Source organism: Geobacillus genomosp. 3, assembly GCF_000445995.2.
Classification (GTDB): Bacteria; Bacillota; Bacilli; order Bacillales; family Anoxybacillaceae; genus Geobacillus.
Map to the genome: position 1 here is coordinate 1,894,602 of NC_022080.4, position 17,873 is coordinate 1,912,474.

Here is a 17,873-nt window from a genome sequence, read left to right on the forward strand (position 1 = left end):
AGGTAGTGTCAAACCCAACGCGCATTCACCGACACTCATCAGACACTTCCACGACAATACCAGACACTTACCCGACAGCGCGACAAAAAACAACGGCTTGGCCACCGTTGTCTACAATCCGTATTTTTTCAGCTTCTCGTATAACGTCGACCGATGAATGCCGAGCCTTCTCGCCGCTTCTGCCTTGTTGCCGCCCGCGGCGACGAGCGCCGCCGCGATGCGCTCCCGCTCCGATTGATAGACCATTTCCTTCCATTGATCAGCGATGTTCACACCGCCCGGCAAAGAAGCAGCCGCTGTCCGAATGGTTGACAAATAAGGCGGCAAGTGGCCGTGTTCCACGTTCTCCCCTTCGACCATGCTGATGAGCCACTCGACAACGTTGACGAGCTCGCGGATGTTTCCCGGCCATGAGTAGCCGACCAACACCTCCATCGCCTCTTTTGCAAACGACTTCGGCGCGACGCCAAACTGCCGGCACATCCGCTCCATATGGTAAGCTAACAGCGCCGGAATATCCGTTTTCCGTTCACGCAACGGCGGGAGATGAATGCGAATGATGTTCAGGCGGTAAAACAAATCTTCCCGGAACGTTCCGTCCCGCACCATGTCTTCAAGCGGTTTGTTCGTTGCGGCGATGATGCGCACATCGACTTCTGTTTCCGACACTCCGCCGACTTTCTCCACCTTCTTTTCTTCAAGAGCGCGCAAAATTTTCGCTTGCATGGCAAGCGGCATATCGCCGATTTCATCCAAAAACAGCGTCCCCTGATGAGCGAGCTGGAACTTGCCGGGCTTGCCCCCTTTTTTCGCGCCGGTAAACGCCCCGTCCTCATAGCCGAACAGCTCGGCCTCCAACAACGACTCCGGAATGGCAGCGCAATTCACACTGACAAACGGCCCGTCCGCATGCGGGCCTGCCTCATGGATCGCCCGCGCCACCACTTCTTTCCCTGTCCCGCTTTCACCGGTGATCAGCACCGTCGACGGCACGCGCGCCGCTCGGCGGATCATCTGTTTTACGTTGGCAATGGCGGGATGGCGGCCGATGATGCGCTCGACTCCGACGGCCGCCGGCGCGACAGCCTTGCGTTTTAGTTCTTCCACTTCGTTTGTCTCTTTTCGGTTCGCTGTGCGCGACAGTTCTTGCAGGCGCCGAAAAATTTCGTACACTTCGGATACCCCTTGGAAAATGAGCATTCCAACCGCTCCGATCACCTTGCCGTCGCGCCAAATCGGAATGCGGTGCACGACCATCGGCTGACCGTAAATCTTTTGAATGTATCCGCGTTCAGGAATGCCGGATTGAACGCAAATGTGCAAACGGGTGTTTTCGATTACGTCCGTCACGTGCTTCCCGACCGCTTCCTCCCGGCGAATGCCGAGAAACTGGCAATACGCCCGGTTGATTTCGCGGATCACACCGTTCCCGTCGACAACGACTACGCCTTCGTACGCCGCATCCAACACTGTTTTCATCGTTTCCGCCAGACGATGCGTTTCCTCCAGTTCATGCCGCAATCGTTCCAACTCGGCAGCCGCGGCGGAGTCGACTTCTATGTTCAGTATCTCTTCGCCGCTGTCTTCACGTCCTGCTTCCGACGAAAACGCTGCCAATACATCCCCGATCGGCGTCGTGCGGTCCATCTCGCGCGCTGCTGCCCATAGCAACATCCGCTGTGTGCACCGCCCGATCGTTCGGCTGTGCTCGTCGATGATATCAACAGCGTCCATCGTATGCGCCACGAACAGTTCCATCGCCTCCCGCAATGTTTGATGGCAGTAAAGTACTATCGTTGTACCTTGACCGACCGTCATCGCCATTCCCCTTCCGCTATTCTCTCTTCACGTACCGTTCGCCGTTTGCACCCAAAATCCTTCTTTTCTTTTTCTTGAAAATCATGTAGGAAAAAACGGTCGTATCAAAAATGAACTGATCTAAAGGGGGTATTTTCCATAACATGGTGATTTCCCCTTGCATCACAAAATACACAATAATTAAAGAAGAAAAGGGTGTCCCTCTGCTTCTGAGACACCCTTCTCTTACTCCAATTTTTTCAAGTGGCATCCACCGTCTCTGCGTCTTCTCCGTCCCGCTTCGGACAACCTTGTGCAATCAAGGCCGCTGGCGACGCTCAGCTCATAACGCCGGGAAACAGGTTCTTGCCGCAACAAGACCGTGCAAAGTTCAGCGGTCGTTGTTTTCGGCTGTTCGGCCGCGGTTCCAACCTCCCTCATTCAGCACGCCCTTGAATCGAAGTATCGGTTTTCAGATCGACTGTCCTAGGGAATGATGTCCTTATACCAATTGCTTTTCTTTCAACTGGACTTTTTCTTTTACACGAGGGTTGACAAAATAGTTCGGATAATGCCCTGACAGTACATCGGCGACGTTTTGGGCGGTTTTCCGTTTCAACTCCCGTTCGGATTCTTCGGAATACCAAGCGACGTGCGGAGTAATCACAACGTTTTCCATCTGAAGCAGAGGATTATCCGGCTGAATCGGCTCGCATTCGGTCACATCAAGCCCGGCGCCGGCAATTTTTCCGTCTTGCAGAGCCCGGATGAGAGCCGGTTCATCGATGACCGGACCGCGGGCCGTATTGACGATGATCAATTCCTTTTTCGCCAGGTTGAACTGTTCATCGCTGATCATTCCTTTTGTCTCTTTCGTTAACGGCGCATGGACGGAAATATAGTCTGATTGCCGGAACAAGTCGTTTAGCCCAACAAGCTGAACGTTCAGCTCGTTTGCCACTTCCGCCGGAACGTACGGGTCATAGGCAATGACATGCAAGCCGAAAGATTGGGCTTTTTTCGCCAACGCCTGCGGAATTCTTCCCAACCCTACAAGGCCAAGCGTTTTCCCTCGCAGCCGGTAAACCGGCTTGCCCATATTAAAATCCCATACCCCGTTTTTCACTTCGTGGTTTAACTTTACAATTTTGCGGGCTAACGAAAGCAAGAGCGCCAACGCATGATCCGACACCTCGTCCACCGAATAGTCTGTTACATTGGCTACAATAATCCCCTTTTCGGTGGCGGCATCCACGTCAACGGTATTGACGCCGACCCCATACCGGGAAATGACTTTGCATTTCTCCAGCTGAGCGATCACGTTTGCCGATATTGGCGCATATTGGTTAATGATGGCATCGGCATCCTTGCAGACGGCAATGACTTCTTCCTCGGTGCGGCACTGGGCGGCGACAAACTCCACGTTAAGAGGGGAAAGCACCTCTTGCTCGGGCGCTAATGTTTGAAATTCATAGTCTGTCACCACAACTTTGAATTTTTCCATATCGTTCCTCCCCCGCTCTTTTAAAAATTGTAAAAGTCATCTGCTTGCCATTGCGCTGTTCCTACCATTCGGCCACCGAACCATCGGCATGACGCCAAATAGGATTTTTCCAGTTGTGCCCTATAGCTTCCATTTCTCTCACATACTCTTCATTAATCTCAATCCCTAGTCCGGGCCCTTGCGGAATTTTGACATACCCGTTTTGATACTCAAATACAGAGGGATCGACTAAATAATCGAGGAGATCGTTCCCTTGATTGTAGTGGATGCCAAGGCTTTGTTCCTGGATAAAAGCGTTATACGACACCGCATCTACTTGCAAAGAAGCGGCCAACGCAATCGGACCTAACGGGCAATGCGGCGCCAATGCGACATCATACGCCTCAGCCATTGTTGCAATTTTCCTTACTTCCGTAATCCCGCCGGCGTGGGAAAGGTCCGGCTGAATAATATCGACATACCCTTCCGATAAAACGGTTTTGAAATCCCATCGCGAAAACATTCGTTCTCCAGTCGCGATCGGGATATTTGAGTGCCTAGCGATTTCCCTCAACGCTTCATTATGTTCCGGCAGTACCGGTTCTTCGATAAACATCGGGTGGTATGGTTCAAGCTCTTTGGCCAACATTTTTGCCATCGGCTTGTGAACACGGCCGTGGAAATCGATGCCGATTCCGAACTCCTTGCCGGCCACTTGGCGCACGGCAGCCACTCGTTCGACTGCTTCCTCAATCTTTTTGTACGAATCGATGTATTGCAGCTCCTCTGTAGCATTCATTTTTACTGCTGTAAACCCCGCTTCTTTTGCTTTTTTAGCCGCTTCGGCAACGTCGCTTGGTCGGTCGCCGCCGATCCAACTGTAAACCCGAATACGATCGCGAACCGGACCGCCAAGCAGTTGATGAATGGGCACATTGAAGTATTTTCCTTTAATATCCCAAAGCGCCTGATCAATTCCGGAAATAGCGCTCATCAAAATAGGCCCCCCGCGGTAAAACCCTCCCCGATAAAGAACGGTCCAATGTTCTTCAATCGCCAGCGGATCCTTTCCAATTAAATAGTCGCTCAGCTCTTCCACCGCCGCGCGCACAGTGTTCGCCCTTCCCTCGACAATCGGTTCACCCCATCCGGCAATTCCTTCATCTGTACTGATTTTTAAAAACAGCCAGCGCGGCGGGACAAGAAACGTCTCGAGCCTCGTAATTTTCATTCTCTTATTTCCCCTCTCTTTCCGCTGCGTTTCTCACCGTCTCTACAAATTTCTTCGCTGTTTCCCTGAGAAGATCAAACCGCCCCTCCTCAATGGCCCGTTTATCTAATAGAGCACTGCCGACCCCTACAGCCGTGGCACCGTTTCGGATAAACGCCCCCGCATTTTCCAACGTAACGCCGCCGGTTGGCATGAGCGGAATATGACCTAACGGCCCTCTCAGCTCTTTAAAGTATTGAGGTCCTAAGGAGCCAGCCGGAAATACTTTTAACAGATCAGCCCCCATTTGATAAGCTTTGACGATTTCCGTCGGCGTCATCACGCCTGGGATGGAAATTTTCCCGTACCGGTTTGTCACCGAGATCGTCTCCTCATCAAAAATAGGAGAAAAAATAAAATCCGCACCAGCCTCAATCGCCCGCTTAGCCGTTTCGGCATCCAATACAGTCCCGGCCCCGACAATCGCTTTCGCGCCGAACGTTTCCTTCAGTTCGGCAATCATTTCGAAACCGCCGGGAGTGTCGACCGTCACCTCAAGCACCTCAACTCCCCCGGCGACAAGCGCCTCGGCGATTTGGAAAATTTGCGACCTGTTTGGCTTTCGAATCACCGCCACTAATTTTGAATTTTTCAACCGGCTAAGATGATCAATCTTATCCATCTCTTTCCCCCCTACCGCCTTACATCCGCATGGCGAACACCTTGCAAAAATTCTTCCAACTCTTCCTTGTTCGGCAGCCCTTCCACATCCCCGTTCGTTCCGACGACAATGGCTCCGACGGCATTCCCACGCCTCACCGCCTCGGGAATCGACTCATTCCGCAACAGTCCGCTGATCACTCCGGCCGCGAACCCGTCGCCCGCCCCGACCGGGTCCACCACCTGCGGTACGGCAAAACCTTTGACATATCCGTGTTCGTTTCCGAACCGATAATACGCCCCTTGCTCCCCTAGCTTGATAATGACGAGCTTTTCATTTCCGAAGAAGCTGGCGATTTCTTCAGGCGTGTTCCGTCCGGCCAGCCATTTTCCTTCGTCAAGCCCCGGCAAAATGACATCCGCCTCAGCGGCCATCTCAAGCAGCACAGGCCTTGCCTCTTCCACCGTCCAAAGTTTCAGCCGGATGTTCGGGTCAAAAACGACTTTCACCTTATGCAGTTTGGCAATATCGATCGCCTTAAAAACCGCTTCCCGGCATGATGGACTAAGGGCCGGGGTAATCCCTGTCAAATGAAGGAATTTGGCACAAGCGATATACTCCTCATCAAGATCACCCGGGGACAGTAAACTCGCCGCCGAGTGTTGGCGGTAATAGTAGACTTTTATATTGGTTGGCGAGCGGTTTTCCTTAAAGAAAATCCCGGTCGGAGCTTCATCCGTATAAATGCATCGGGACGTGTCGACCCCTTCGCCCCTGATCAATTTGTGGATGTATCTTCCAAACGGGTCATTCCCAAGTTTGCTGAACCACCCGACAGAATGGCCGAGCCTTTGCAATCCGATGGCAACATTCGATTCTGCTCCCCCAATTTGCTTAGAAAAATTGTGGCTATACTCAATTGGGGTCATGGCTTCAGATGTAAATAAAACCATCGTTTCCCCAAACGTGACGACATCAAGCGTCTTCATGATGAGTCCCTCCACATATTCGCTTTCATCATAACAGCCCGGAACATAATTTAAAAGGTCGGCCCAATTCTCCAAATGCCGAAATCATGCTGTTTTAAGATTTCGGATTTAGTCAGCTTCCCTGAGGCCGTCAGAAGCAATTCGTCGAAAATTCTCCGCCCCACCGATTCGAGCGATTCTTTCCCCTCAATGATCGTACCGGCGTTGACATCCATATTTTCTCTCATTCGCTCAAACATCGGCGTGTTCGTCGCGATTTTGATCACCGGCGCAATCGGTGAACCGGTCGGCGTGCCGCGTCCGCTTGTAAACAAAACGACTTGCGCCCCGCCTGCGACCATCCCAGTCAGTTGTTCAATATCGTGTCCTGGAGTGTCCATCCAGACGAGTCCTTTTTTCGTTGGCCGCGCGGCATAGTTGATCAGTTCTTGCAACGGTCGTGTTCCAGCTTTTGCCGCGGCGCCGAGCGACTTTTCTTCCAGTGTCGTCAATCCTCCTTTTCGGTTCCCAGGGCTCGGATTCCCGGTTCGAATATCGACCCCCATCATCATGGCCCGTTTCTCCATAGCCTCAATTGCCTCGTATACTCTTTTCGCCACCCGGTCATCGACCGCCCGGTTGGCCAAAAGGTGTTCCGCCCCGATCAGCTCGGTCGTTTCTGCCAGGATGACGGTCCCTCCGCGGTCAACAACCATATCGCTGACATACCCAACGGCCGGATTAGCTGAAAGCCCGGAACACGCATCCGACCCTCCGCACTCTGTTCCTACGATCAGCTCGCTGATATCAAACGGCTCACGCACTAAAGCGGAAGCGTCTTGCACCATTTTGGCAGCGATTCTCGCCGCCTCGGCGATGGCGCCCAATGTTCCGCCATGGTCTTGAATGGATACAAGATCAACCGGTTTGCCGCTTTTCGCAATTTCTTGGGCCACGCTTCTCCCTTGATGGGTTTCACAGCCAAGCCCCATCACCACGACGCCGTATACATTTGGGTTCGTTCCCATGCCGACATACGTGCGAAACGTCTGTTCATAATCCACCCCGACTTGGGCGCATCCGTGCTGATGGATGAAAGACACCGTGCCGTGGACAAGCTCTGTCACTTGCTTTGCTGCTTGGGTGGCGCATACAATGGTGGGCAAAATGAGCACATGATTTCGAACCCCGACCCGTCCATCAGGGCGTCTATATCCCCAAAACTGAGCGGTCTCCATTTTTCTTATCTCCCCTTCCCCTTTTTCCTTCGACATTGTGGACGTGCACATGCTCCCCTTCGGCAATATCGGTCGAGGCAACCCCGATAACTTCCCCGTATTTCAAGACGTCTTCCCCTTGTTTGATCGGCGCAATCGCAAACTTATGCCCAAATTCAATCGTTTGCTTGACGGTGATTTCATGCTCACGGTCGTGGCGGGTGATGTTGACGGCGCTGCCGGCCGGAATATCATCCAACGCGGTAGCCACATTATCTTTCGCATTCAGGATGACAAAACGATAAGAGGGCATCGTATCACTCCTTTCCTTCCCCTGAATTCACACCTCGCTCTGTTTCAACGCCCCAACTGCCGGAACACCCAATCCTTCAGCCCCTAGTTTCGATGTAATGGCTTCCGGATAATACTGTTCAACGATCCGCATGCCAAGTGCGGCCCGCCGCACCCGTTCCCGGCACAGTTCAATGTTGACCGATTCCAAATGTTTTCCTGATGGATAAACATCCGGATGGTTGCGCAAACCGAATTTAATATAAACGGGCGATAAAATGCGGATGATCTCTGGAATTTCATAATGCCGGATAAAACCACCAAACCCGTCGGGCACCTCGACATACATATCAAGAGGAATATCAACGACCTGGCGGATTGCCGCCAATTTCGGCAATGTCAATGCAGTCGGGACGTTATATGTGTCGGCTCCCAGCTGCTCCATCAGTTTGACCGAGACCGGATTGGATGCCATCATTTGCACCGATACTTTGACGACAAAATCTTGCGGCAGCAGCCCGCTTTTTTTCATTTCCTTCGTCAACAATAGCAACCCTTCATCCGCAACCAGTGCCCCCCTTACTCCTAAGCGGGCCGCCCGTTTTAAATCTTCAATGGCATAAACGAGCTGGTCCATCCCTTCATGTCTCAGACCGGCCGCTTTTCCGGAAGACGTGAATGGCAGCGCGCTAATATCCCATGTTCCCCTTGGACCGACAAAAAGGCTGAGCTCAATTCCACGGCTCGCGCACATGTCGCACATGTCACTAATTTCTTCATCCGTCAACAGCATGATGCCGCTCCCCTGCGACACCCGGTGAACGATGACCCCTAGGCGATCCGCCTCTTCAAGGACGGCCTCGAGCGCCCGCGGGCCCTCGACGCTTGGAATTTCCACCCGGTATTGCGCCCCATCGGGAAAGCGTTTGGACGACGTAGGAAGATCGTAGCCGTCGCCGCTTGGATAACCGAGTGATTCGAGAAATTCTCTCGTTTCTTTCATCAACATGGATCCTCATCCTTTCACTTTTCATTTCGCTGCACCGGCGAAGATCATATGCTATTTCCCTGCTTTGTTTGCATAAAGATTATGTTTATTCAGAAACATCTGGACGCGCTCTCTCAAATCGCTACATTCGTTTACAGGCGGCCGCAAAGCGGTAGGCCGGCCTAAAACAAGCTGGTGAACCGCCTCTTTAATGGCGAGAAACAGCGGCTGGGAAAGTTCATAAACCGGCATGAGCTGCAAAATCGACTCATTGATTTTCAACGCCTCGTCATACCGGCCAGCGTTAAAGCTCTCAAACAAACGAACCGACCGTTCGGGGCAAAAAACAGCTGTGCCGTTAATGCCGCCGGCGGCTCCCATTTGCAAAGCCGGAAGGAGAAGATCATCAAAAGCGGCAAACACGGCAAAGTCCTCTCGCTTCTCTGTAATGCGGATCAACTGGCGAATATGCCCCAACTTTTCCGTCGTGTCTTTAACGCCCGCGATATTCTCTTGATCGAGTGCAAGCTGCATCACAAGTTCAGGGGACAGCTCCTGGCCGGTCAACAACGGAATATTGTATATGATCAAAGGAATGGCAATGCTTTTCGCTACGCTCATATAGTAGTCGTAAAGTTGGCGTTCTGTATATTTCCAATAAAACGGATTGACAACGAGCACCCCGCTTGCCCCGACCGATTCGGCATGTTTTGATAGGTAAATGGTTTCTTTCAGCGATGTCGATCCTGTGCCAATGAAAACCGGAACACGCCCATCTATGTACCTCGTCATTCGTTCCACAAAAGTTTTTCGCTCCTCTGTTGTCAGGGCGGAAAATTCTCCTGTGCTTCCCATATACAGCAGCCCGTGAACCCCACAGCGAATAAGATAGTCGGCAAGGAAATAATTAGCCTCCCAGTCAAAATCGCCATCTTCGCTGAATAGCGTGACAACCGGCGGAATAATACCTTTCAGTTTGTATGGCATTTTCGTTTCTCCTTTCCTCGTCTGAAGGAATATGGTATTCCCAAAACGAACCTGGCGCCTGTGTTGAACCGTTCTGTGCCTTCCCAACGAGACTGCCCTTCTTTCATTTGGGAAATAGCGAGGAAGGTGCCCACCTAATGGCGGGACACCCTGCCGCTAAAGGACGTGCGATATACCACCTGCCGAAACGGGCTGGACGTTCGCCTCCCACTGTCGACTGCTGTTGTTCGACGATTAGGCTTTCACAAATACCGTTTTAATCGATGTGAAAAACTCAATCGCTGCCTGCCCTTGTTCCCGCGAATGGGAGCTCGATTGCTTCATACCGCCAAACGGCGCTTGAAACTCGACTCCTGCCGTCTCCGCGTTGACTTTAATGAGCCCGGCCTCGATGTCTTGAATGAACTGCAGCGCATTCCCGATATTTTTCGTATAAAGCGAGGCGCTCAACCCGTATTCTGTATCGTTGGCAAGCTGAATCGCCTCCTCAATGCTGTCGACCGGAATCAACGCCAATACCGGGCCAAAGATCTCTTCGCGGGCAATCGTCATTTGAAGGTTGACTTCTTCAAAAATCGTCGGTTCAACGTAAAAACCGTTGGCCAGTTCGCCGTCGAGGCATCTTTTTCCACCGTAAAGGAGCTTCGCCCCTTCCGCTTTCCCTTTCTCAATATAGGAAAGAACCGTATTCAATTGCGACTCGCTGGCGCACGGCCCCATCCACGTGTCCGCATCCAGGCCATTGCCAATTTTCAGCTGTTGGACCCGTTCCAGAAGTTTCGCTTTAAACGGCTCATACACTTCCTTCTCGATGAAGACGCGGCTCGTCGCGGTGCATTTTTGCCCTGTCGAACGCAGCCCGCCGCTGATCGTGCCTTCGACCGCCAAATCCAAATTGGCGTCTTTGGCCACAATGACCGGATTTTTTCCGCCCATCTCAAGCTGGTATTTCGCCCCGCGCTCAAACGCGGCTCTTCCGACTTGTTTTCCGACGGCATTCGAGCCGGTGAACGTCACGCCGTCAATATCGGGGTGATTCGCAATCCCTTGGCCAATGACCGATCCGGAACCGCACACCATATTGACGACCCCTTTCGGGAAACCGGCTTCGTGGAAGCACTCAATCACCTTCGCCGCCGTCACCGCCGTTTCGCTTGCCGGTTTTAACACGACTGTATTCCCGTAGACAAGCGCCGGCGCCATTTTCCAGATGGGAATGGCGACAGGGAAATTCCATGGCGAGATGACCCCGACAACCCCAAGCGGAACGCGGGTCGTAAACATCAACCCCTCACTGTCGCTCGATGGGATCACATCACCTACTTTCCGCGCCCCTTCACCGGCATAGTAACGCAAAATATGGACGCCCCGCATCGTTTCCCCTTTGGCTTCCGCAAGCGTTTTCCCCATTTCTCTTGTCATCGTTTCGGCAATGTCGTCAAGGCGCTGTTCCAAAAGGCGAGCAACCTTATACAAATACTCTCCCCTCTCAACCCCGGAACGCTTCCGCCACGATGCCTGCGCTTGTTTTGCCGCGGCTACAGCGGCATTTACATCTTCCAGTGTCGAACGTTGGACATACCCGACAATGTCATGCCGATTCGCCGGGTTGAGGCTCGGTTCGACTTGGTTGCTTACAGAACTCACCCAACTGCCGTTAATGTAGTTCAAATATGTTTTGATTTCAGTTTGGACTGCCATGTTCTCTCCACTCCTTCTATCCATTATTGATGAATGATCGTTTGGCGAATCAGCGATTGGACTGGATTGGACAGCACGCCAATTTCAGGAATCTCGATTTCGATCCGATCCCCCTCTTGGAGGGTGAACTGATTCGGGGGAACGATGCACGTTCCCGTTAACAATACCGTGCCGTCAAACGCTTCATTATCGCGAATCAAGAAAGATACTAGTTCATCGTATGTTCGTTTCAACTGTCTTGTATTGGCGCTTTCTTCAACGACAAGTTGGCCGTTGCGGTAAATGCGGCAAGTCAGTTGCAGGTTATACGGGTCTTCCACTGTCTCCGCCAGGCGGATCGCCGGCCCAATGGCACACGAATGCTTCCATATTTTTGCCTGCGGCAAGTATAACGGATTTTCCCCCTCGATATCCCGGCAGCTCATGTCGTTTCCAATCGTATACCCGACAATTTCCCCTTCTCGGGTGATCACCAGTCCAAGTTCCGGCTCCGGAATTTGCCAGTTGGAATCGCTGCGCAAATACACGGGGGCATTCGGGCCAATCGTACGCGCCGCGGTCGATTTCAAAAAGAGTTCCGGCCTTTCCGCGTTGTACACCCGGTCATAGCACGTTTCCTGGCTCGCTGCCTTTTCGACCGTTTCATAGTTTCTTGCCTCGCGGCTTTTCTCGTAGGTGACGCCCGACGCCCACACCTCAGGAGCGACAATCGGCGCAAGCAAATTCAATTCCCCTATCTCTTTGTGGATCCCTTGTTTTCCGCTAATCAATGTTTGAATATAGCTGACGGTCGACATTTGGCGATGTTTTGCTTCGCGAACCGCCTCCATCAAATCGCGAAACGGGAGCGGATACACGATATTATCATCGGTAACCGCGGCTACTATTTCCTGTGAATCTTCTAAGTAGCGAATAATTCTCATAACCCTCTCCCCTTACTGTTTGATAATAAAAAACTCTGTTTTATCATCTTGTCAGAAAGAAGCCGCTTCATTACACAGATAAACGGCTAGGGCGGATATACCCCATTTCTTCTGAGATCTGTTCAGCCGCATTTTGCAGCAGCTGGATTTCTTCCTCGAGCACGGTGTCCGTTATTTTCGCCGAAGGCTGAGAGATGCTGATCGCCGCAATCACATTCCCGGAATGGTCGCGAATCGGAACAGCCACACAAGTGATCCCTGGTTCGTTTTCTTCTTTGTCGAGCGCATAGCCGTTATTCCTTACGTTCTCGAGCTCTTTCAAAAACTCCTCTTCGTTCGTGATCGTGTTTTCTGTGTGGCGCCTATAAACGTAGCCGCGCAACAGTTCTTTCAGTTCCTGGTTGTTTTTGAAGGCGACAAGCACCTTTCCTACTGCGCTGCTGTGAATCGGAACTCTTCTCCCGATTCTTGAGTACAGCACCGTCCCAGATGTTCCTTCGACTTTGTCGATGTAAATGCCTTCTTTTCCATCCAAAATCACCAAATGAACCGTGCTCCCCGTTTTAATGGAAAGATCAATTAAATGCTTTTTGGAAATAGAGCGGATATCAAGATGACGAATGACGAGGTTTCCCCGCTCAAACAGCTTCATTCCTAATCGATATTTCCCATTCTCTGGGTTCTGCTCAATATAATGATGGTGCTGCAGCGTTTTCAACAGTGAATGCACCGTGCTTTTATGAAGCTGCATCCGCTCGCTGATATCAGTGATTTTTAGCTCTGTTTCGTATTCATCAAATAAGTCTAAAATACGGAGAGCACGATCAACTGCCTGAATTAATGGCAATGCTTTCACCCTCTTTGCTAGAATTCTTATGAGCTGGACAACTGAGAAATTCGTCTTAACCTTATTATAATACAGGAGGGTGAAAGACATAAATCACTTCAATCCTCCCATTATGATTTTTTGACTATAGGAAGGACAACATCCTTTTTATAGTCATATACCGCCTCTTCAGCAATCGGAAGCGGAACAACCCCGTGGGCGGCATCGGTATGCCCAATCAATCGGTTGCTCGCCGCAATCCGTCGTTGGCGCTTGCGCATCGCCGCTACGCGTTGGTTGGCGATTTCCGTTCTTTCCTGCTTGATCGATTCAAACTCGAACCGCAGAGTTCCATTTCGGAACGCCCATTCGTTGACCAATTCGATCTTCCGCTCACGAAGGCCAATGTAGAGAAGATCCCCCGTTTTTAAATACAAAATGCCTCCGCCGCGAATGGCTTCCGGCGTCATATGTCCGATGGCCGCCCCATACGTGACGCCTGAATAGCGCCCGTCGCTAATCAGCGTCGCGATCCGTTTTAGCTGTCTGTTCGCGTTAATATGCTGCATCGGGGTGAACATTTCCGGCATGCCAAATGCCTCTGGCCCCTGGCCGGCGATCACAACCGCGATTTTCAGCGCCCCTTCCCTTGCCATCGCATCAAACAGGTCGTCATATTCATGATCTTTCAATGGTTCAAACAAATGCGGCGCGTTATGTTTCAAGGCGGCGAGCAAGCTTTGATGGTGAAAACAGCGGTTTTGTTTGATTTTTTCCAACAACTGAACATCAAGCAGCCCCTCGTTGGCATCGTCTTCGTTCTCGTAATACAGGACAAAGGCGACTTTCTTGTCAAACTCATCAATTTGTTTCGTCGCCATGCCGCTGATTTTCACTACCGCACTTTCAAAGAAGTTGCCTGACAACACGTCGACCCCGCTAAACGGCCGTCTCGGTTTGGATAAGATGACCGGGTTGTGCTCGACGTTTTGCGCCGACAGCTGCGCTTGGTTGACGGACAGTCTTTCCCGCCATGTCGTTCCGGTTACCGTCGGAGCATCCACATCCATCGGCACTCCATTGTTCATCAACTCGTGAAAGACTGTTTCCATTCCCCGGATCTTCCCGCTGCAGCACTGAACAGCCAGTGCGAAAATGTCTCTTCCTTCCGTTAAACTGTAGTCAAATAAATCCGGCACCGGTACTTCATGATGGATGCGATCATACTCCCACAGATCGAACTGATAGCCCCCATAAAGCATAGCCGCCACAATATGCATCATAATGTTCGTCGATCCGCCGGTGGCGCTGTGAATGCGAATCGCGTTTTTGATGTTGGCCGCCATAATATTGGCCACTCCATACACCGAATCGTTCATTAGCTGGGCGAGGCTGTCCAACGCCATATTTATTTGTTCCTGCGTCGGCGGGGCGGAGAGCAATTCCAAGGCAGGATGAATCAATCCCAATCCGGCGATCAAATGCCGGGAGCTGTTGCCGGTTCCGTTAAAAGCGCACACCCCGCCTTGGCTGTCGCATGTCGCTACCGCCAACCGTTTTTCATAGTCTTCGTGCTGCTCTTTCGTGATGAGCCCTTTGCCTCTCGCCCGTTCGAGCACCCCTTGGAATGCTGTGTTGGAAGAGCATTGCAAAATATAGGCGAGCGCATCCCGCAAGTCATACGCAATGTCTTCTTCCCCGGCGAGTTCCGCCCGCCGGGCGGCTTCCTCGAGCTCGGCATACAACTTAGGCGGAATCGTGCCGCCTTTTAATACATGGGCCGGCGCAAATGTCGCAAAGAAAGGCGGCTCTCCCCGCTCGCGGCGGACGCGGTCAAGATGGGCCAACGCGCTGACTACGCCAAGCGGCTGCTTGTCACACCCTTGAATGACAAACGCCCCGTGGTAGCTGTGCGCTTCCAGCTGGTTTACAATCATTTGCGCCACGGCGTTGCGGCTTTGCAGCGAATAGCTCATGCCTTGGTTGCTTTGCGCCGTCCCATCGCACATGACCGGTGTCGAAAATTGAAACGGCACGCCGCCATTTTGCCAAATGCGAATCGCTGCCCGGGCGATCGTCTGAAAATCCATAATGTGGGCCGGGTGGTCAGGCGACCCGCCAATAATCGCAATCCGAGGGGCATTATGATGCAGCCGATCATAAATTTCCTCCAGCGTCCAGTCTGGTTGCAGCCCTTTTAGTTCAGGGCCTAAAATTTGTTTCGCACGGTCGAGCAGCCCGGCGACACATATCGGCTCGTTGGCCTTTCCTTGAACATTGTCTCGGTATGGATTGACTCGGCTCTCAATGCGCGGGTAAGTAACCGCTGGCATTACACATCCTCCTTAATGTTCTATTGTTATGGAAAAGTCCATTTCCATCGGTGTTGACAAAATTTCAATTTCTTCCATTTGGAGCGCTTCATCCAAAAGGCTTTCAGAAATCCAAATCTCCCGAAGCGCCAGCGTGTTTTTGATCCTCACTATTCTCACCTTGCTTAGATCAAAGGCGTTGCATGTTTTAATCGCTGCTTTTACCGCCAGCTCTTCCGTTTCGAAAAACATCGGCAGTTTAACTACCGAAACGACCGTGCTCGTCAAAGCATTTGCAAATCCTTTTTCCCAAATGATTTGGTCTTTCACTTTTTTAGTTGTGATATCGGCTAATCCAATGCCATTGGCGTTGCCGTCGGTCTTTTCCGACAAACCTAGGACGACGATTCGCGCAATGTCTGGACCACCGCTTGCATAAGGAGTCGCATACCTGCCGGTAATGTTCGGATCCATGCCGTCACCGGAAATATCCTTCCCGATTTCATCAACAACGAGCACATCGAGCGGAGTGAACATAATCCTCGGCATAAGCGACTTCGCCTCAATCAACAGCTCAGGCTCCACCGTTTCAAACTGCTCGGCCGGAACCGCCACGATTTTGGCTGGGCGGTCATACGCATTCTCCAGCACAGCCACGCCAAACACAATGGGCGCCCGCTGAATTGCGATTTTTGCCATCTCGATTACATGTCGCGCCATATACTTAAAGCTATATTGGTGGGCAGCCTCCGCCCCCTTTTGCTTGCCGAGGCCGATCGTAATCATTTTCATTAATCCGCTCTCCACCGGTCCGCGAAAAGCCGTATGGGGCTTTACTCGGTTAACGACAACGATTTTATCCGCCTCGTAGGCCAGTTTGTCTATATAAACAGGCAGCCCATTGTCCAACTTCCCGATTTCCACAACATCCATGTTTGAGCGGATCGGAACCCCGACAAATTCCTCTGTCACCCCTAAATGGGCAAGCACTTCTTTCTGCCCTTCTGCCGTCGCCCCTCCATGACTTCCCATTGCCGGTACGATAAACGGGACGCCGCCTGCTTGCTTTACCGCGTTTGCCACTTCTCGGACAATGATCGGGATATCGGCAATGCCGCGGCTTCCGACAGCGATCGCCACTTGGTCGCCAGGGGAAATGCGTTGGAGAACATTCGCTTGGCGAATGCTTTGATGCACCGCCTTGGGAACATCCCGAATTTCCGGGGCATAAAAGTTTTGCCTAACTTTTGCCATTTTAGGAATGGGCACATCTTTAAGCATTTGCTCAAGAATCTTCATTTTTTCTTCCCTCATTTTCTAGTTTGGCAGGCCGATCATCACAACAAGCCAGTCCCCTTTCTCCCTCGCTTTGCAACAAGGGGCAAGGAAGAGAACAACCAGCCATTGCCCTCTTCCCGCAACATCATTTTGGATTGCGGATTTTGTCTAGCTCACCATACATTTCGTTCACTAAATCTTCGCCGAACTCTTTCGCGTATTTTTCAACTACAGGCTTAATGATTTCTGCCATTTTTTGACGCTCTTGATCGCTGACTTCGTTAATTTTTACACCTGTTTTCTTCAACTCTTCCAATGCCTTTTGATCCTCCTCACGGCTCAGTTGCCGTTGATATTTTCCGGCTTCAACCGCAGCGTCCTGCAAAATCTTTTGTTCTTCCGGCGATAACTGATCCCAAAACTTTTTGCTGACGAGGAACACAAACGGCGTATAGACGTGCCTTGTCAAACTTAAATGTTTTTGCACTTCGTAAAATTTATTTGATTTGATCGTTGCCAGTGGATTTTCCTGACCATCAATTGTGTTGCTTTCCAACGCCGTGAACACTTCCGAGAAAGGCATTGGCGTCGGATTGGCACCGAGCGCTTTAAACGCATCAATATGCACTTCGTTTTGCATCGTTCGCAATTTCAACCCTTTGAAATCATCAGCCGTTTCGATGGCATGTTTGCTGTTTGTTACATGCCGAAAGCCATTTTCCCAATAGCCAAGCCCAATCAATCCGTGTTCCGGCAATTTCTCCAACAATTTTTGGCCTATCGGCCCGTCTAAAATACCGTCAGCCTCTTCAGGCGTATTGAAGAGGAACGGAAAATCGAAAATACCAAATTCTTTAACGATCCCGACTAATGGTGAAGTCGACGGGATTGTAACTTCTTGTGTTCCGGCCTGAAGCGCTTCTGTCATCTTTAAGTCGTCACCTAAAGTAGCACTGAAGTACGTTTGAACTTTCATTTTGCCGCCGCTTTTTTCCTCAACAATCTCTTTGAACTTGAGCAATCCTTGGCCTTGTGGATGGTCTTCGTTCAGGCCAATTCCCGCTTTAATCACTCGCGGTTGAACTCCTTTCGATTCAGTCTTAGCGGTATTCCCCCCTTGAGTCGTTCCTGAACTGCACGCGGTCAAGAAAAGCAAGCCCATAGCTATACAGCCGGTCATGATCTTTCTAATCACATTTCTTTTTTTCATAGTCCTCGCAACCCCCTTAAT

Annotated in this window: 15 protein-coding genes; all 15 read right to left on the bottom strand. The window is 51.3% G+C overall.

All coding sequences use genetic code 11. The features are described 5' to 3' along the window. Nucleotides 1-111 precede the first annotated feature (111 nt). The 15 genes from M493_RS09345 to M493_RS09415 all read right to left on the bottom strand — a co-directional run bounded on the left by M493_RS09345 (nt 112) and on the right by M493_RS09415 (nt 17,852). On the bottom strand, nt 112-1,818 hold the full coding sequence (locus M493_RS09345) for a sigma-54 interaction domain-containing protein (RefSeq protein WP_020960079.1): 1,707 nt from the start codon (nt 1,816-1,818) through the stop codon (nt 112-114). Nucleotides 1,819-2,299: 481 nt separating this feature from the next. Then, a complete protein-coding gene (locus M493_RS09350; RefSeq protein WP_020960081.1) occupies nt 2,300-3,301 on the bottom strand; it encodes a C-terminal binding protein in 1,002 nt (333 codons plus the stop codon). A 61-nt stretch (nt 3,302-3,362) separates the two neighbouring features. Beyond that, nucleotides 3,363-4,511: a galactonate dehydratase gene (dgoD, locus tag M493_RS09355; protein WP_020960082.1), complete on the bottom strand. Its 1,149-nt coding sequence runs from the start codon at nt 4,509-4,511 to the stop codon at nt 3,363-3,365. A gap of 4 nt (nt 4,512-4,515) precedes the next feature. Beyond that, a complete protein-coding gene (locus M493_RS09360) occupies nt 4,516-5,172 on the bottom strand; it encodes a bifunctional 4-hydroxy-2-oxoglutarate aldolase/2-dehydro-3-deoxy-phosphogluconate aldolase (protein ID WP_020960083.1) in 657 nt (218 codons plus the stop codon). Nucleotides 5,173-5,183: 11 nt separating this feature from the next. Further along, a complete protein-coding gene (locus M493_RS09365; protein WP_020960084.1) occupies nt 5,184-6,140 on the bottom strand; it encodes a sugar kinase in 957 nt (318 codons plus the stop codon). Nucleotides 6,141-6,190: 50 nt separating this feature from the next. Beyond that, nucleotides 6,191-7,357, bottom strand: a complete 1,167-nt coding sequence (locus tag M493_RS09370) for a UxaA family hydrolase (protein WP_020960085.1) — start codon at nt 7,355-7,357, stop codon at nt 6,191-6,193. After that, nucleotides 7,329-7,649, bottom strand: a complete 321-nt coding sequence (locus tag M493_RS09375) for a UxaA family hydrolase (RefSeq protein WP_020960086.1) — start codon at nt 7,647-7,649, stop codon at nt 7,329-7,331. The genes M493_RS09370 and M493_RS09375 overlap by 29 nt, the downstream gene beginning before the upstream one ends. A gap of 27 nt (nt 7,650-7,676) precedes the next feature. Further along, complete coding sequence (locus tag M493_RS09380; protein WP_020960087.1) at nt 7,677-8,636, bottom strand: U32 family peptidase; 960 nt, start codon at nt 8,634-8,636, stop codon at nt 7,677-7,679. A gap of 51 nt (nt 8,637-8,687) precedes the next feature. After that, a complete protein-coding gene (locus M493_RS09385) occupies nt 8,688-9,602 on the bottom strand; it encodes a dihydrodipicolinate synthase family protein (protein ID WP_020960088.1) in 915 nt (304 codons plus the stop codon). A 234-nt stretch (nt 9,603-9,836) separates the two neighbouring features. Further along, nucleotides 9,837-11,303: an alpha-ketoglutaric semialdehyde dehydrogenase GucD gene (gene gucD / locus M493_RS09390; RefSeq protein WP_020960089.1), complete on the bottom strand. Its 1,467-nt coding sequence runs from the start codon at nt 11,301-11,303 to the stop codon at nt 9,837-9,839. A 23-nt stretch (nt 11,304-11,326) separates the two neighbouring features. After that, a complete protein-coding gene (locus M493_RS09395; RefSeq protein WP_020960090.1) occupies nt 11,327-12,226 on the bottom strand; it encodes a fumarylacetoacetate hydrolase family protein in 900 nt (299 codons plus the stop codon). 70 nt (nt 12,227-12,296) lie between these two features. Further along, on the bottom strand, nt 12,297-13,073 hold the full coding sequence (locus M493_RS09400; RefSeq protein WP_020960091.1) for an IclR family transcriptional regulator: 777 nt from the start codon (nt 13,071-13,073) through the stop codon (nt 12,297-12,299). 110 nt (nt 13,074-13,183) lie between these two features. After that, a complete protein-coding gene (locus M493_RS09405) occupies nt 13,184-15,385 on the bottom strand; it encodes a dihydroxy-acid dehydratase (RefSeq protein WP_020960092.1) in 2,202 nt (733 codons plus the stop codon). Between the two features lie 12 nt (nt 15,386-15,397). Beyond that, nucleotides 15,398-16,663 (bottom strand): lactate racemase domain-containing protein, encoded by a 1,266-nt coding sequence (locus M493_RS09410; RefSeq protein ID WP_020960093.1) that lies wholly within the window; start codon nt 16,661-16,663, stop codon nt 15,398-15,400. A gap of 124 nt (nt 16,664-16,787) precedes the next feature. Further along, on the bottom strand, nt 16,788-17,852 hold the full coding sequence (locus M493_RS09415) for a TRAP transporter substrate-binding protein (protein WP_041267761.1): 1,065 nt from the start codon (nt 17,850-17,852) through the stop codon (nt 16,788-16,790). Between the last annotated feature and the right edge of the window lie 21 nt (nt 17,853-17,873).

Bases quoted from the DNA above. Each gene is read 5' to 3' on its own strand.
- M493_RS09345 (WP_020960079.1), bottom strand. From the start codon at position 1,818: ATGACGGTCGGTCAAGGTACAACGATAGTACTTTACTGCCATCAAACA.
- M493_RS09350 (WP_020960081.1), bottom strand. From the start codon at position 3,301: ATGGAAAAATTCAAAGTTGTGGTGACAGACTATGAATTTCAAACATTA.
- dgoD (WP_020960082.1), bottom strand. From the start codon at position 4,511: ATGAAAATTACGAGGCTCGAGACGTTTCTTGTCCCGCCGCGCTGGCTG.
- M493_RS09360 (WP_020960083.1), bottom strand. From the start codon at position 5,172: ATGGATAAGATTGATCATCTTAGCCGGTTGAAAAATTCAAAATTAGTG.
- M493_RS09365 (WP_020960084.1), bottom strand. From the start codon at position 6,140: ATGAAGACGCTTGATGTCGTCACGTTTGGGGAAACGATGGTTTTATTT.
- M493_RS09370 (WP_020960085.1), bottom strand. From the start codon at position 7,357: ATGGAGACCGCTCAGTTTTGGGGATATAGACGCCCTGATGGACGGGTC.
- M493_RS09375 (WP_020960086.1), bottom strand. From the start codon at position 7,649: ATGCCCTCTTATCGTTTTGTCATCCTGAATGCGAAAGATAATGTGGCT.
- M493_RS09380 (WP_020960087.1), bottom strand. From the start codon at position 8,636: ATGTTGATGAAAGAAACGAGAGAATTTCTCGAATCACTCGGTTATCCA.
- M493_RS09385 (WP_020960088.1), bottom strand. From the start codon at position 9,602: ATGCCATACAAACTGAAAGGTATTATTCCGCCGGTTGTCACGCTATTC.
- gucD (WP_020960089.1), bottom strand. From the start codon at position 11,303: ATGGCAGTCCAAACTGAAATCAAAACATATTTGAACTACATTAACGGC.
- M493_RS09395 (WP_020960090.1), bottom strand. From the start codon at position 12,226: ATGAGAATTATTCGCTACTTAGAAGATTCACAGGAAATAGTAGCCGCG.
- M493_RS09405 (WP_020960092.1), bottom strand. From the start codon at position 15,385: ATGCCAGCGGTTACTTACCCGCGCATTGAGAGCCGAGTCAATCCATAC.
- M493_RS09410 (WP_020960093.1), bottom strand. From the start codon at position 16,663: ATGAAGATTCTTGAGCAAATGCTTAAAGATGTGCCCATTCCTAAAATG.
- M493_RS09415 (WP_041267761.1), bottom strand. From the start codon at position 17,852: ATGAAAAAAAGAAATGTGATTAGAAAGATCATGACCGGCTGTATAGCT.